Raw genomic sequence first — 13,752 nt, forward strand, 5'->3', positions numbered from 1 at the left:
ATTCGTTGAAGGGTAGGAGGGTATATGGGTTCAAGAATAATGCATCTGGTAATTGCAAATAGAATTGCTGATAGCCTATCAATCAAAGATAAGACGCCTTTTTTACTTGGAAGTATCGCTCCGGATGCTGTTTCATCAAAAGATTCGTCACATTTCTTTGCTGGTGAAGTACAAGATTTTTCAAGGAACGTTGACTACAAAGGCTTTATACATAAATATAGATCGCAAGCAGAAGACTTATATGTACTTGGTTATTTTACACATTTGATTGCTGATGATATTTGGTTGAAAGGTTTCAATCTGCCTTGGTTAAAAAACAGAATGGATGCAGACGCTGGATTATATAAACTGTATCATAATGATTTCAGAATATTGAATGGGAAGTTATTAGAGCATTATGGATACACAGATGAATTAAGAAGGTCGCTGAATTACATTCCTACATTATCTGAATTAGATGAGGTTAAATCAAAAGATGTTGAAAAATTCGTTCCATATGTATGGGGTGATATGGAATATGATAACGCAATATTGAATGAAGATCTTAATGTTTTTACGTTTAACCAGATCGTTGGATACTTAGAGACATCAGTCGATATGGGATTATTGAATATGAGGTATGTAAAGATAAAGTATAATTTGTAGGCTATATTTCTGAAAAGTGGAGATCAGAACGAAGCCCGTTGCCCATACACTCCCAATCCTGTTATAATTCCGGTATATCTATCGTATTGGGGGTTATGACGTGGCAATAGGGATGATGCCGGATTGCTCGTTCGCTAGAAAGCCTTACGCAAAGCCTGAATAGGGGCGGACTTTGTGTAGGGCGCGACAAAATGAGATCGTATGCCCTGAAATCAACATCAACATCATGGTTCAACCCGCAGGCTTTGCACCTTACTTTATTTTCCTAATAAAAATAAGGGGCTGAAAGCCATGCAAACACCATTTATTCATAATCATCAGTTCAATTATATTCAAAAACAAGCTGATTTCCTGCTCAAAACTCTGCGCTCGGTCGTGGACCCCAAAGTATTGGATACGGTCCGTTATACCGTCAGCACGAATGCCGTTGGCATCTTCAATGATCTGACGCCGGAACAAAAGCAACTGCTGGAGCAGTTATCCACGTATGAGACGACACATGAGTTGCAGACCTATCTGAACCAGCTGGAAGCATATCTGATTCCATTTCCGCAAGTAACCGCGAAGCAGATTCAGAAGCTGTTTCCCAAGGTAAAGAAGCTCAAAGTGCCGGATCTGGAATCCATCGATTACGCACGTACAACTTATCTGAGATGGACCGACATTGCTACCGATCGCTTGTTCATCGTGTATCCGCACGAAGGCAGATTCCTCGGAATTGAGGGACGGCTTACAGCCACGAACAAGAAAGGGTATTGCATGTTCTGTCATCGCCATCAGGAGCTCGGATTCTTCAACGTGAAGACCAAGAGTTATACGCCGGACAACATTTCTTCCGTGGCCCAGTACGTATGCATGGATAACACAGCTTGCAACCATAGCATCACCGATACTAGTATGTTGGAGAAGTTTCTTCTCTCGACAGTAAAATAATGCAAGACACACAGGCAGGGTCGCTCTTCGGAGCGACCTTTTTGCCGTGTTCAAGCGTAGTGATTCGCCATTGAACGTACCACAAAACTTCAGAATTCATATTCGGATCATACCTTTTTTCTCATACCATCATGGAGTCGGAATATCGTTGGCATAGTTCAGTCCCAAGTGATGTGCATGGTTCAGCAGTGCCTCATAATGCTCAGGCTTGGATTCCAACGTTTCATATAAAAACTCAACCCTGGATTGGGACACGCCGCAGTAATCGGCAATACCCACATTGAGCAGGTTGGCGATCGATTGACCATGGTTGCGCTTTTGCATCTGTTCTTCCGTCACACCCGAAAGAGAGATCCACAATATCTGCTGATGAGGGAGCTTGTTCGCGCCGTAGGCAAATCCGTTGTTCATGACACGATCCACATAACCTTTCAACATGGCTGGCAGATGCCACCACCAGAGAGGAAACACAAAAGCCACAGCATCGTGTTTCTTCAATCGCTTCATCTCGGTTTCAACCTCAGGTGAGAACACTTGATTTTCTTGAGTATAGTCGGGTTCATCCATCTCACGAAGAATCGGGTCGAATCCAATTCCATGCAAATCCAATATTTCATAACCGTGACCAGCCTCGGTAAGCCCTTTTGCAAAACGTTCAGCTACCTGGAAGGTCAAGGAATCTTTACGCGGGTGGGATACTACAACGAGTACGTTCATATTAACTTTCACTACCTTTCTGGATTGCAGTCTTGTAGCCATAATTCAATGGCTGATGCTATTATAAACAGGTATGAAAACATCTGGAAGTACGCACTTTGATGTTCTATAAGAAGAATAAAGTGCCATAGGAACATTGAAGTACCCTAAATGGCGGCCACGAAATGGGCTTGAATAAATGGAAAAAGAGAAGCAAGAAGATTATGTTTCCACCTAGGATATAGCCTGATTATGGAGGGGTTCAAAAATGACGGAACATGGAGAAACAAGTGCTCCAAAGAAATATAAAGTAGGCGTGGAAGCGGCTTTGGAAGTGATGGGTGGGAAGTGGAAGCCATTGATTATTTATCACTTAATGACTGGACGGAAACGCACGTCAGAGCTTCGACGATTGATACCGGACATTACGCAGAAGATGCTGACAACACAGCTCAGAGGACTCGAAAAGGACGAGATTGTACAGCGCAAGGTATATTCGGAGGTTCCACCCAAAGTGGAGTATGAGTTAACGGACTACGGCTGGGGACTTAAGCCTGCCCTGGACCATTTGTGTTATTGGGGAGAAGATCATCTGGACAAAATCCACGGGGATAAGTTTAAAGTGTTGGAGGACTTTGATTCCGAAGAGAAGGGGTCGGGAAGATGAATGGTGCGGAGCACGCGAAACAGGCAGTGCCCTTTCGTTGCGAAGGCGTGGCTGTAGTTCTGTTGAAGAAGAGCTTGGATCAATACCGTGTACTGATGCTAAAGCGGGCTGGTCGGATGTTGCATAATGAGTGGTGTTATGTTGGCGGCGGGATAGAGAAGGGCGAGAAGGCATGGGAAGCAGCACTCAGAGAAGTTCACGAGGAAACAGGTATTACGGAAGTCCGGTTGTATTCTGCCAATCAATTCGAACAATATTACTCACCCATGGAGGATTACATCTATACCGCTCCCGTATTCGTAGCATATGTGGATGAGAGCCAGCTTGTCCGGTTAAATCATGAACATACCGAGTACCAATGGATGACGTTTGGCGAAGCCAAAGAAAATGCGGCATTGCCCGGAATTGATGATATTTTGCATTTTGTTGAAAAGCATTTTGCCAAGAAGTCTCCGTCGAAATGGCTGCGGATTGATGGGAAGATGTAATTCGAGATCAGAAGATATGAAGGTTTTTAGAGAAATTCAGAAGTTTAGAGGCATAATAATGAAAGAGGTGTGAGACAAATGATTAACGAAGAATATTATGTGAAGCTTAATCGAGATGCACAAGAACAGTATCAATCTTACAAACAAGAAGCAGAAGCACGGGTACATAGAAGAGAATATACGACAAGTAAACGGTATGACATTTCTCCGTACTGGTATGCGCGCCAAGGTGAAATTCCTGGAGATATCTCGTATGAAGTGACAGATACCTATTATGAGTTTGATGATGAAGGTAGAATACGGATTTTGGCCTGTGACGATTTAATTGATGGCTACACGTATGTTACATATGAAGAAAGTCATATAACGACAAGAACGTATGTCGATGGCGAATTGGACTCAGTCAAGGAATATTTGATACAAGACGGGTTAATCTGTCGGTCAGTGGAGTATTTTACTCGATTCAATAAATTAGAGTATGAAGACTATATCTATGAAGGCAACAGACTCGTGGAAGTATATCAACCTCAATACGAAAATAATGCTCTATTTGCTCACCTTCTTCGAACGTATCTCGAATATGATGAGCAGGGTATTCTTCTGCGAATGTTAGATGGAACCAAAGGTGTGATTTACGTGACGATGTCATCCGAAGAAGTCTCAATACTTCGGGAAACGGTGAAAAAGGAACTCATTCTGGCTGTGAAAGACATTATTGATGTTCTCTGTGAAAATCAATCGGACAAAAGATATTGTTTTCTGTCCATCTACTTACACGATGAAGTGGATACGGTATATTCACCTATTTTTGATCCAGGTTTGCAAGAAATAAGAGAAGAACAAATTGAAGAGAAAGATGAAAACGAAGATTACTATTACAACATTTGGAATTCAGGAGAGCATCCTGGAATTGATCAACAAGAACTTACAAATCATGATTTAATTGAGAAGCTTAGAACTCTTATTATGTATTGGCGTAGCAACGGAGATTGGTGGGAGGAAGGAATGAGATTGTGGAAGGAAGTCGCGTATGACCTCAATGAAACGACGAATTGGTCCGATTACTCCCGACTTACGGAAAACTTTGTTGTATTCGTCGAATGGGAGGCGATGGATGTTATGAGTGGAAATTTGCAAGAAAGCATCCCACCTGCCAAGTTAGAAGTTTTACAATCAGAAGGCTTAGCACCAATCATTTAAAGTCCATCAAACTCACAAGTAGAAATTTGAGAGAAAAAATATCATTACTGAATATGAATTTGAGCAAAATAAGGAGAAGCTGCTTACCAAGATTAAATGGTTCAGAGACAACTGCATAATTAACAATGGACGATCACCTAAAGTGGGCATCCATTGTTAATTTTATCTTCGTTAATTAATTATCTAAGTCAAACTTACTCATTCGTAATATTTATCGTTTCATCAGTGATCGTTTTTCCATCACTTCCCAATGCTTGAACCACTAAACGATTGTGTAAGGACTTACCCGCAATATTCCAAGTTATTTTCCAACCATCATTCCCACTGGTATCGTATCCGATTAGTTCTCTTTCTCCCCATGTCTCTGTCCCAGTTGGAACGGACCAGAAAAGAAGTGTTTCCGCGTTGGTAGTCTCTACAGTGACAGTTAAATCAGAACTGTTTGCAGGGACTACAACCCAACCTTCTTTTTCAGGGAAGTTAGTCTTAATACTCATGATCATAGGTGCAGACTCTTTTCTTTGCACATCCTCAGACTCATGATTTTTCGCAGAGTCTTCTGAAGTGCACGCAGTGAGAAGAAGAAGGAAAAAAAGAAGCAGATAGAATGCTTTTTTTGTCATTATTATCACCTCCTTCTATAATTTTGAATGAATAATCTATATTATAGAAAAAAATTAAATAAAATTCCAAAAAAACGCCAAACTTTACGTTTGACGTTTTTAATCTGAACTAAATGATTAATAGTTCCCAGTTTGGATGTATCCACTACTTTTATCAGAAAAACTGTAATAATAGCTTAGTATAGTGTAGTAGTTATACTCTGGGTAATTTTGTGCAATATATTGTGTGCCCCATTGACTTAATACTCCACCCCAAGCTGTACCAATATCCCCTTCTGATCCTGCTCTGTACTGAGCGTCAAAAACTTTGCCATCAGAATTGACCATGAAGATTCCTGATACAGCATTAACGGCATTATTTGTAGCCGTTTGTCCAGAATTTGGAACATAGTGTTGGTAATTTTGCCAGCGGTCTGTTAAGTGTGCCCCATAATCTGTTGCAGGTTTTCTTGGATAAGTGGCGTTATACCATGCATATGTCTTAATTGTTACTGCCCCAGCTTTCAGTGACTCTGATTTCCATGATCCATACCACTCGTTTGGCAATACATTCTTAGCGTAAGTGTCAAAGCCGATATTGGTGATTGTTCCTGAACCAGTAATATACAATTTAAATGTTGATGGCGTACTAGTAGCACTTAGAGGTTGTATATCGCCCGAATTACTCTGAGCGTTAATTCCGTTCTTAGCTTTTTCCAAATTTAATTGTTCTCTAGGTTTCTTAATCGTAGTCGTTTCGGGAAAATCCTGATTTAGATCTATACTATTTTCTTCTACTATTTGATTTAATTCTTCATGTTGTGCATCTTCTTTAATAGTAGTTTGCTGGATAGATTTATTCTCAAAATTTACTATATGCCCTTGTTCTCGTTCTTTAACTACGTTATTTGCTTGTTGCTCAGCTGCCGAATTAAATGCATAACCAAGAGCTACAAGTTCATCAATGTTATAAACATTTTCATGACCAATAATATATTCTTGTCCATTTAGTTTCCCTGTTGCAATTAACTCATATTTAACACCATTGTAGAAGAATTCACTTTCTTTATTGACTGTATAATTAAAACCAACATAGTAATATCCGATATCCGTATATGCTGAGCTAATGTCAGCAAAATAGGGCTCTACTTTTAGTATATTATTGGAAGGAAGTTTTTTAGCCTCAAATACACTTATAGATTCTACAGATAGAATACCGGTTTTATTTTCTTTTTGTTCTTTATTTGGGAATCCTTGATAAAACTGTTGACGTTCAGGTGAATAAGTTTGAACAAATGAATTCCAATCTCTATTATTGATTGAATCGACATAATCAGAGACAACGGTAGGCAATATGCTGTTAGATGCACTAATGGTTTCAACCGATTCAGTTGCAAAGGCGTTACTTGCAAGTGGAATTGTTAGAATCGATACCATGCAACAAGACACAAATACTGATTTGAACATTTTCAACATGAATGTTATTCCTCCTAGTTATATAGAATGGATTAGAATGGATAAACTATGATACAGCGTTAAATGAACTTTCATTTATCACCACCTATGAATTCAAGCTACTCCCGATCATAGATCTCTATAAATCTTAGTTCTCTAAAGGCTGTAATTAGCGGAAGTATCAATGAATATTTTTCTAATATATTCCTTATATTGAATCTTGATACAATTACTATTTTTACCTATTCAACTCTATATTGTCAATGATGTTTTTGTGATATTTTCGAATTTTAGACGGATTGTCAAACAGGGTGCGACAGTTCCTCTGTGAAAGATTCGTGAGCAGTTCTCCACCCCAAGCATTTTCGGGGCCTGCTATTGATTAAATTCAGGGAGTGGGCGAGATATTCATCCGCCACTTGTGCAAAATTGGTGCCCTTGGGGGTAAACTCTCGAAGTAACCCATTCCCATTTTCGTTGGAACCACGTTGCCAGGATGAATACGGGTCAGCAAAATAAACGTGCAGGCCATGGGGCGTCTCCAGATTGGTATAGCAAGCAAACTCCTTCCCACGGTCAGCAGTTGCGGTGAGGAAGGCTCCTTTTGGGTACTGAGAGATGGCTACACCAAGCGCAATCTCCATGGACAATGCGGTACGATCAGGCATGAGAATAGCGGTATATAGACGCGTTTTACGTTCGATGAGTGTGGCTACACAACCTTTACTTTTCCCACGACCTGATACGACGGTATCCAGTTCCCAGTGCCCAAAGGTTTCACGGGAGTGGACTTCTTTCGGACGATCTGAAATGGTTCTGCCAATGGCGAATTTACCGCGAGTTTCTGCGGGTTTCTGACGCTTCCCTTTGTGACGTAAGACCTGCAATGTACCTTGAACCAGACGTCCTGCGTAGATCCAGCGATAGATAGTTTTGAAGGAGACTACAGGCAGGCCATCTGCACGAAAACGTTCGGTGATTTGTTCTGGAGACTATGTGGCCGCAAGTTTTACTTCCAGCGAAGTAGCCAAGGTATCCGACCATTTCCTGAAGGAACCGAGGCGTGACGACGTTCCTGATATGCATTCTGAGCTTGTTCTGCTTCGTAGGCTTCGGATGAAGCTGTGCGCGCTAATTCACGACAAATGGTCGAGGGATGTCTGCCCAGTTCCTTTGCGATCGCTCGTGAGCTTTTGCCCTGCTGGTGGAGGATTTCTAGCTTGCTGCGTTCGATTATGCTAAGATGTGTGTAGCTCATGGTGGATTCTCCTTGTGTGAATGAGGTGTGAGAACTTTCATTCTACACGAATCCGGCCATGGGCCCTTTTTTATTTATTTCCAGTAGGTGTCGCACTTCATATTACAATCCGTCGTATTCTGCCAATCAATTCGAACAATATTATTCACCCATGGGGGAGTATATCTATACCGCTCCCGTATTCGTAGGATACGTGGATGAAAGCCAGGTTGTCCGGTTAAATCATGAACATACCGAGTACCAATGGATGACGTTTGACGAAGCCAAAGAAAATGAGGCATTGCCCGGAATTGATGATATTTTGCATTTTGTTGAAAAGCATTTTGCCAAAAAAGCCCTTCCAAGTGGCTTCGGATTCATGGAGAGAATGATTAGGAGGTGGAACTCATCACATATAAGACGATTTATCCAAGAGCATGGTTGAGCCTACTATGTATGATGGTCATTGAAGCAATACTTCTCAGGGATGGTATTTACGATAAAAATGGGATTCTGAAGTACTCCCTGATCGCTATATTGACCTATATTCTGGTTTATATCGTTTTCCTGATCTGGCGGTTTTTTTTCACTAAACCCAGTATTACGCTGGAAAGCGATCATGTGATTTCTACGAAACATCAGAGATATGATGCATCTCAGATTGAGTGTATTTATGTGAATTACAGACGGATTGGCATCAAACTCTATGGTAAACGTTTAGTGCCGATGGATCTATGTTTTTATTTTCAACGAGGCCAGGAGACTACAGGCGTAGAAGCTGTGCATGAATGGGCAGCGCGAAACGACAAAGAAATAAAAAACAGATTTTTTCAAACCTTGGCGTAGACCCGTTCGTCTGTTGAGTATAAGGAATTGTTCATATTTTAAACGCACACATATTCCAGATGCAGCTAAATTCTCGTCACAAACTAGAAAGCTTTACGCTTCAATCGCAAAGTAGATTCTAAAAATCAGCAGGAGAGGTGCATATGAGATATTTAACGAAAGAATGGTATGAGCTGTGTCAGCAGACACATCTTCATTTTGGTATAAGAGTACATAGCGGAGCGTATGAGTTCGATGAGAATCTATTTTTAAGGCTATATAAAAGAAAGGAAAAAGCGCATGTGAAGCAGGAGCGAGACCTTTATAACTTGGACCCGCGTTTCATGCTGGAGCATGATGGTCAGGTCATGACTCGTGTAGAGAAAGCTTTTAGCGGGGAAGAGATAACGGAAGAGGATCAGAACGTATTTCACATGCCGCCGGAACAAAGAGCACATATCGAGAAACTTATTGCAGAATATGATGTACGCCCTCCGTTTGATGAGAAGAAATGCAAGGAAGAGTACAAAGAATCAATGGAATGGAATTTTCGATATAAGGCAGAGAATTTGCCACAGGAAATCGTTGAACAAATTGCGGATATCCGTGTGTTTACGTTGGGTTATTGTACGAGAGAAGTTATGCTACAGCTAAAGAAACAGAGCGCAGAAAATAGGAGAGAGATGGAGCGTGTATCGGATGAATACCGGGAAGCCATTATAGCACAGGATATTCCGGATGAAATACATAGCCGAGTTCAATTTCATGATTGTACGGTAACGGAATTACTGACTGGAGAGAAAGTGCTCATTCGTTTTGACACCCGCGGGGGCTTCACCAGTATAAACAAACTTACGCTGGTTGCACCCGAAATAATCAAGCAAGACGTTGGGGTTGTAGGCACTTACTGGCTGTATCAAGAGCTGTATCGGATCGATAACGGATATGAGCTCCATGTTCTTTTTGATGGAGAGAATATGCCTGAGCTAATTGTTCGTTGTGCTGATATTCTCGTAGAGGAAGAACCAGAGAGACCAAGAGGATGAATATGGAGGGAATAGAGATGGAACGGACCACCAGTACGTGGTTATTTATCTACTCCCGTATTTGTCGTGGGCGTTGCATGTTACTTCTTTCCTGATTTTCTATACAAAATATTTGTCCTGATGAGATATCGAAAAATTAAACCGAATAGCGAGTTTGAAGATAACCCACCTAATAGTAGCAAGGAGTTGGACACCATTTCGGAATTTATCTGGGCTTTAGTGATCTCAATTATAAGTTTAATTGTCGTTCTTATCTTTACTGCAATTGTACGTTATGCGATAGATTCATCCAAAACATCGAAGAAGATGGATGTACTAATTAAAGAAGTGCACTATCTGAAAACTGAAATTAAAAAATTGCAACACCATAAGCAACGAGATGATAGCAAGCATATTATTGATGAGAAAGTATAAAAAGCAAAACGGAGGACATCTGTATGGGCATGTCAGACTATTACAAAAACCTCAGGGAAAAGATCGGCAACGAGCTTATTTTTATGCCGGGTGTGGCTGGGATTATCCGAAATGGACAAGGGGAAATTCTGTTCGGTCGTAAACATAACGAATCAACCTGGGGGCTGATTGCTGGAGCAATCGAACTTGGTGAGACACCGGCGCAAGCGATAGTAAGAGAGGCACTGGAAGAGACAGGTCTAGTTGTTGAACCCGAGAAGATTATCGGAGTATACGGGGGTGAAGCAAGACGGTTTACATACAACAATGGTCATCAGGTTGAATATTTGACTATCGTATTTGAATGCAGGATCAAATTCGGGCAACTCACGCCCGATAATGAAGAGATGAAGGATCTGCAGTTTTTCCTCGAGGATCAGCTCCCACCCATGGCAAACCAGTACCCAGATTATATTTTTAGCTCCAATCAAGAAGAACGGGCGCATTTTGAAAGGTAAGCCAACCCACTGTGCTGAATTGGGCTGAGCAACAAGCATCATCCGGATGCTTTGCCTGAGTACTTAGAGGCATGGCAGGAATGGAAGCGACTATGTCAGGAATTTTGAACTAGCAGAGTATTTACAGCTGTCGCAAATGCCTTAGTTCAGGCTACACAAGACAGGAGAGATATCACAAGTTGGATAACAAAAGTAGTTTGTATCGTCCAAATGCTTGGACGACCTCCGATATACTTCATGGCGATTTAATTGCCAGTAAAGAACTTATCTATGACAAGTGTGGCTTTGTTTGCTCACAACCCCATGAAGAAGCACAAAATGCTGAATACGGGGCGTATGTGTTCACCTTACATTCTCTCTCCATTCGATTTCGTGTTGCCAAAACCACACCAACCAAGATTGGACAATTTGTCACTCTGTGGCAGCGGGGTGGGGATGGATCGTCACAGCCATATGATGTATCAGATCCAGCAGATATGTATGTCATTAGTACGCGCACAGGCAGCAACTTTGGTCAGTTTGTGTTTCCAAAGCATGTATTGTTACAGCGAGATATCGTAACGGATCGTGAAAAAGGTGGCAAGCGTGCCATACGTGTATATCCGCCTTGGGATAAACCAACAAGTAAGCAGGCTCTAAAAACGCAGCAATGGCAGCTGGAATACTTCCTGGAAGTACCTTTTACCGAACCATTGAACTGTGATCAAGCACGAGTACTTTATGGCACTCGACGATTGATGTAAGCGAAACAGTAGCCCAGCATCTCCAAACTCTTCTCCTCTGAATATTAGCTTTTCACCGATCTTTTAGGCATATCTCCTCTAATCGTTACTTCCCATTACTAAAGCGTGTGTTGTGTCCTCCATTTGTTAAAAACAGTGAACTTCTGTTCATTTCATTTTTTTGAAATTTGTGCTTGCCTTAATGTGAACATGAAGCCTTAGGATGTAAAAGAACCGGCCAAATGCATCCCAAAATGAACATAAAGGAGGAGTCAGCATTATGGCTTTTTCGATAAAAGAAGCTTCCGAGCGGCTGGGTTGTCCTGCACATAAAATTCGTTATTACGAGAAGGAGGGACTGCTCCCTTACATTAGGCGGGATCAACATGGCAATCGGATGTTCGAGGAAGAACATCTGGATTGGATGAGACTGATGTCCTGTTTCCGGGCAACGGGTATGAAGGTATCTACACTGAAACATATGGTTAGTCTGGCGTTGGATGGTGATTCAACGATTCCACAACGGAAAGCGATCCTTCACGAATATAAAGAGGAATTACATCGCCGCCAACTTGAAATTGCCGAAGCACTTGCAGCGGTGAATAACAAATTGACCATCTATGAAGACATAGAGACAGGAAAGCTTCCTTCAGAAAGCAAGCTGCTAGACCAAATGGAAAGCATCGGTAAAGACTAATTATGAACGGATGGAGAGATGGAGAAATGAAGCACAGAGTGCTGGGAAATAGCGATATCGTCGTATCTTCGATGGGATTGGGAATTATGGGCATGTCTCCGGGAATGTACGGGGAAACCAATGATGAGGAATCAATGAAGACCATTCATCACGCGTTGGAGATTGGTGTTACACTGCTAGATACAGCTGATGTATATGGTAATGGACATAATGAAGAATTACTGGGAAAAGCGCTGAAAGGACGTCGCGATCAGGCCATTATTGCTACCAAATTTGCGTATACCCCGAACTATGAGACGTTGAATGGTCATCCGGATTACGTGAAAAAGGCTGTAGAAGCAAGTCTTCGCCGGCTGGACACTGACTATATTGATCTGTACTACCAACACAGGGTAGATCCTCAGATTCCGATTGAGGAAACCGTTGGTGCGATGGCTGATTTGGTTAAAGAGGGAAAAGTCCGCTGCCTTGGCTTGTCGGAAGCATCGGCTTCCACTATGCGCCGGGCACACGCCGTTCATCCGATTTCTGCGTTGCAGAGCGAATATTCTCTGTGGAGCCGGGATATTGAGGACGAGATTCTGCCGACTGCGAGAGAACTGAATATTACACATATTGCATACAGTCCATTAAGCAGAGGGTTTATCTCAGGTGAGATTCGGAAATTCGAAGATTTGCATGTTAATGATCTGCGCAGATATATGCCGAGGTTCCAAGGAGACAATTTCGCCAAAAATATAGAAGTTGTGGATAAAATCAAAGAGATTGCGATGGAGAAGAGTTGTACGCCTGCACAATTGGCTTTGGCTTGGACAATGGCTAATAACGCATTGCCGATTCCGGGAACGAAACGAATCAAATATTTGGAGGAAAACGCGAACGCTGTAACGATTGAACTGACACCTGATGAATTAGCTCGTATTGAAAATGTAAGTCCCCAAAATGAGGTCCATGGAACACGTTATATGAAAGAAATGATGACTCAGCTTAACGGGTAAAATGAGGCAAAAAAGGAAGTATGATTTAGTGTCATATCCTGTATAATTTAGAGAACAATCAGGTTAGCATTTCTGTAGAGAGTGAAGGATATACGATTGGAAAATAAGGTATCCCTACTATGGGAGTGATTCTACTGTTACTTTGAATACTGGAGTGTGGTCATGATCGTTTTAACGTCAGCAATCGTATTCACCGTCTTGATTATGATCGTGATTCTCTTTCAGATTGCATTGGCTGCCGGGTTGCCGTGGGGAGAGTACGCCATGGGTGGGAAGTTTCCCGGGAAATACCCCATCTCCATGCGTTTTGCCTGCATAGTTCAGATCGCAATATTGGCATTTATGGGTATCATTGTTCTGAGTAAAGCAGGATTGCTTTGGCCTCGTTGGTCTTCGTTCTCAGATATCGCAATTTGGTTTATCGTTGGGTATTTGGTATTGGGGACCATATTAAATCTGATTACGAGAAGTGTATGGGAACGAAGAATCTGGGCGCCCGTAACGTTGATGATGTTGATAACCAGTATAATTATTGCCATTTCATAATAATGAGCAACAACGAGATATACAAAACTAGAGCCCTGGCATGTATGCCAAAGGGCTCTATGAATCACTGCCGTTCCTCATTTA

General features: G+C 41.7%; 17 protein-coding genes and 1 pseudogene. 14 read left to right on the top strand and 4 right to left on the bottom strand.

All coding sequences use genetic code 11. The features are described from left to right. The first annotated feature begins 24 nt into the window (after positions 1 to 24). A complete protein-coding gene (locus MKY92_RS07815; protein ID WP_339300028.1) occupies positions 25 to 645 on the top strand; it encodes a zinc dependent phospholipase C family protein in 621 nt (206 codons plus the stop codon). Between the two features lie 291 nt (positions 646 to 936). Further along, positions 937 to 1,578, top strand: a complete 642-nt coding sequence (locus MKY92_RS07820; RefSeq protein WP_339300030.1) for a FusB/FusC family EF-G-binding protein — start codon at positions 937 to 939, stop codon at positions 1,576 to 1,578. A gap of 129 nt (positions 1,579 to 1,707) precedes the next feature. Here MKY92_RS07820 and MKY92_RS07825 read toward each other — a convergent pair whose 3' ends face one another. Further along, complete coding sequence (locus tag MKY92_RS07825; protein WP_339301736.1) at positions 1,708 to 2,295, bottom strand: NAD(P)H oxidoreductase; 588 nt, start codon at positions 2,293 to 2,295, stop codon at positions 1,708 to 1,710. Positions 2,296 to 2,542: 247 nt separating this feature from the next. Here MKY92_RS07825 and MKY92_RS07830 point away from each other — a divergent pair, with 247 nt between their 5' ends. The 3 genes from MKY92_RS07830 (at position 2,543) to MKY92_RS07840 (ending at position 4,629) form a co-directional block, all read left to right on the top strand. After that, positions 2,543 to 2,941: a helix-turn-helix domain-containing protein gene (locus MKY92_RS07830; RefSeq protein WP_124113551.1), complete on the top strand. Its 399-nt coding sequence runs from the start codon at positions 2,543 to 2,545 to the stop codon at positions 2,939 to 2,941. Next, entirely contained in the window at positions 2,938 to 3,429 is a 492-nt protein-coding gene (locus MKY92_RS07835; RefSeq protein WP_339300033.1) for an NUDIX domain-containing protein, read from the top strand. Before MKY92_RS07830 ends, MKY92_RS07835 begins: the two co-directional genes overlap by 4 nt. 78 nt (positions 3,430 to 3,507) lie before the next feature. After that, a complete protein-coding gene (locus MKY92_RS07840; protein WP_339300035.1) occupies positions 3,508 to 4,629 on the top strand; it encodes a hypothetical protein in 1,122 nt (373 codons plus the stop codon). A gap of 194 nt (positions 4,630 to 4,823) precedes the next feature. On the opposite strand, the gene MKY92_RS07845 is transcribed toward MKY92_RS07840, so the two are convergent. From MKY92_RS07845 to MKY92_RS07855, 3 genes and pseudogenes are all read right to left on the bottom strand, one after another. Beyond that, on the bottom strand, positions 4,824 to 5,252 hold the full coding sequence (locus MKY92_RS07845; RefSeq protein ID WP_076209360.1) for a hypothetical protein: 429 nt from the start codon (positions 5,250 to 5,252) through the stop codon (positions 4,824 to 4,826). 117 nt (positions 5,253 to 5,369) lie between these two features. Then, on the bottom strand, positions 5,370 to 6,707 hold the full coding sequence (locus MKY92_RS07850; protein ID WP_339300038.1) for a SpoIID/LytB domain-containing protein: 1,338 nt from the start codon (positions 6,705 to 6,707) through the stop codon (positions 5,370 to 5,372). A gap of 281 nt (positions 6,708 to 6,988) precedes the next feature. Beyond that, a pseudogene (locus MKY92_RS07855) lies at positions 6,989 to 7,944 on the bottom strand (IS30 family transposase). A 193-nt stretch (positions 7,945 to 8,137) separates the two neighbouring features. Here MKY92_RS07855 and MKY92_RS07860 point away from each other — a divergent pair. The 9 genes from MKY92_RS07860 (at position 8,138) to MKY92_RS07900 (ending at position 13,668) form a co-directional block, all read left to right on the top strand. Beyond that, positions 8,138 to 8,368 (top strand): hypothetical protein, encoded by a 231-nt coding sequence (locus MKY92_RS07860; RefSeq protein ID WP_339300039.1) that lies wholly within the window; start codon positions 8,138 to 8,140, stop codon positions 8,366 to 8,368. A gap of 11 nt (positions 8,369 to 8,379) precedes the next feature. After that, the gene (locus tag MKY92_RS07865; RefSeq protein ID WP_339300041.1) at positions 8,380 to 8,769 is read left to right on the top strand and encodes a hypothetical protein; all 390 of its coding nucleotides are present in this window, start codon (positions 8,380 to 8,382) and stop codon (positions 8,767 to 8,769) included. Between the two features lie 143 nt (positions 8,770 to 8,912). Then, positions 8,913 to 9,794 (top strand): DUF4085 family protein, encoded by an 882-nt coding sequence (locus MKY92_RS07870; RefSeq protein WP_339300043.1) that lies wholly within the window; start codon positions 8,913 to 8,915, stop codon positions 9,792 to 9,794. 120 nt (positions 9,795 to 9,914) lie between these two features. Further along, entirely contained in the window at positions 9,915 to 10,208 is a 294-nt protein-coding gene (locus tag MKY92_RS07875; RefSeq protein WP_339300045.1) for a hypothetical protein, read from the top strand. Positions 10,209 to 10,231: 23 nt separating this feature from the next. Next, the gene (locus MKY92_RS07880) at positions 10,232 to 10,705 is read left to right on the top strand and encodes an NUDIX domain-containing protein (protein WP_339300047.1); all 474 of its coding nucleotides are present in this window, start codon (positions 10,232 to 10,234) and stop codon (positions 10,703 to 10,705) included. A gap of 179 nt (positions 10,706 to 10,884) precedes the next feature. After that, on the top strand, positions 10,885 to 11,448 hold the full coding sequence (locus MKY92_RS07885; protein ID WP_339300049.1) for a MepB family protein: 564 nt from the start codon (positions 10,885 to 10,887) through the stop codon (positions 11,446 to 11,448). Positions 11,449 to 11,707: 259 nt separating this feature from the next. Continuing rightward, entirely contained in the window at positions 11,708 to 12,124 is a 417-nt protein-coding gene (locus MKY92_RS07890) for a MerR family transcriptional regulator (protein WP_024628148.1), read from the top strand. Between the two features lie 26 nt (positions 12,125 to 12,150). Continuing rightward, a complete protein-coding gene (locus MKY92_RS07895; RefSeq protein WP_339301737.1) occupies positions 12,151 to 13,122 on the top strand; it encodes an aldo/keto reductase in 972 nt (323 codons plus the stop codon). Between the two features lie 162 nt (positions 13,123 to 13,284). Next, the gene (locus MKY92_RS07900) at positions 13,285 to 13,668 is read left to right on the top strand and encodes a hypothetical protein (RefSeq protein WP_339300051.1); all 384 of its coding nucleotides are present in this window, start codon (positions 13,285 to 13,287) and stop codon (positions 13,666 to 13,668) included. Positions 13,669 to 13,752 lie beyond the last annotated feature (84 nt).

It is taken from the genome of Paenibacillus sp. FSL R5-0623 (genome assembly GCF_037974265.1).
Taxonomy (GTDB): domain Bacteria; phylum Bacillota; class Bacilli; order Paenibacillales; family Paenibacillaceae; genus Paenibacillus.

What these genes read in the sequence shown, in the direction of transcription:
- MKY92_RS07815 (WP_339300028.1), top strand. Translation starts at nt 25, where the DNA reads ATGGGTTCAAGAATAATGCATCTGGTAATTGCAAATAGAATTGCTGAT.
- MKY92_RS07820 (WP_339300030.1), top strand. Translation starts at nt 937, where the DNA reads ATGCAAACACCATTTATTCATAATCATCAGTTCAATTATATTCAAAAA.
- MKY92_RS07825 (WP_339301736.1), bottom strand. Translation starts at nt 2,295, where the DNA reads ATGAACGTACTCGTTGTAGTATCCCACCCGCGTAAAGATTCCTTGACC.
- MKY92_RS07830 (WP_124113551.1), top strand. Translation starts at nt 2,543, where the DNA reads ATGACGGAACATGGAGAAACAAGTGCTCCAAAGAAATATAAAGTAGGC.
- MKY92_RS07835 (WP_339300033.1), top strand. Translation starts at nt 2,938, where the DNA reads ATGAATGGTGCGGAGCACGCGAAACAGGCAGTGCCCTTTCGTTGCGAA.
- MKY92_RS07840 (WP_339300035.1), top strand. Translation starts at nt 3,508, where the DNA reads ATGATTAACGAAGAATATTATGTGAAGCTTAATCGAGATGCACAAGAA.
- MKY92_RS07845 (WP_076209360.1), bottom strand. Translation starts at nt 5,252, where the DNA reads ATGACAAAAAAAGCATTCTATCTGCTTCTTTTTTTCCTTCTTCTTCTC.
- MKY92_RS07850 (WP_339300038.1), bottom strand. Translation starts at nt 6,707, where the DNA reads ATGTTGAAAATGTTCAAATCAGTATTTGTGTCTTGTTGCATGGTATCG.
- MKY92_RS07865 (WP_339300041.1), top strand. Translation starts at nt 8,380, where the DNA reads ATGATGGTCATTGAAGCAATACTTCTCAGGGATGGTATTTACGATAAA.
- MKY92_RS07870 (WP_339300043.1), top strand. Translation starts at nt 8,913, where the DNA reads ATGAGATATTTAACGAAAGAATGGTATGAGCTGTGTCAGCAGACACAT.
- MKY92_RS07875 (WP_339300045.1), top strand. Translation starts at nt 9,915, where the DNA reads ATGAGATATCGAAAAATTAAACCGAATAGCGAGTTTGAAGATAACCCA.
- MKY92_RS07880 (WP_339300047.1), top strand. Translation starts at nt 10,232, where the DNA reads ATGGGCATGTCAGACTATTACAAAAACCTCAGGGAAAAGATCGGCAAC.
- MKY92_RS07890 (WP_024628148.1), top strand. Translation starts at nt 11,708, where the DNA reads ATGGCTTTTTCGATAAAAGAAGCTTCCGAGCGGCTGGGTTGTCCTGCA.
- MKY92_RS07895 (WP_339301737.1), top strand. Translation starts at nt 12,151, where the DNA reads ATGAAGCACAGAGTGCTGGGAAATAGCGATATCGTCGTATCTTCGATG.
- MKY92_RS07900 (WP_339300051.1), top strand. Translation starts at nt 13,285, where the DNA reads ATGATCGTTTTAACGTCAGCAATCGTATTCACCGTCTTGATTATGATC.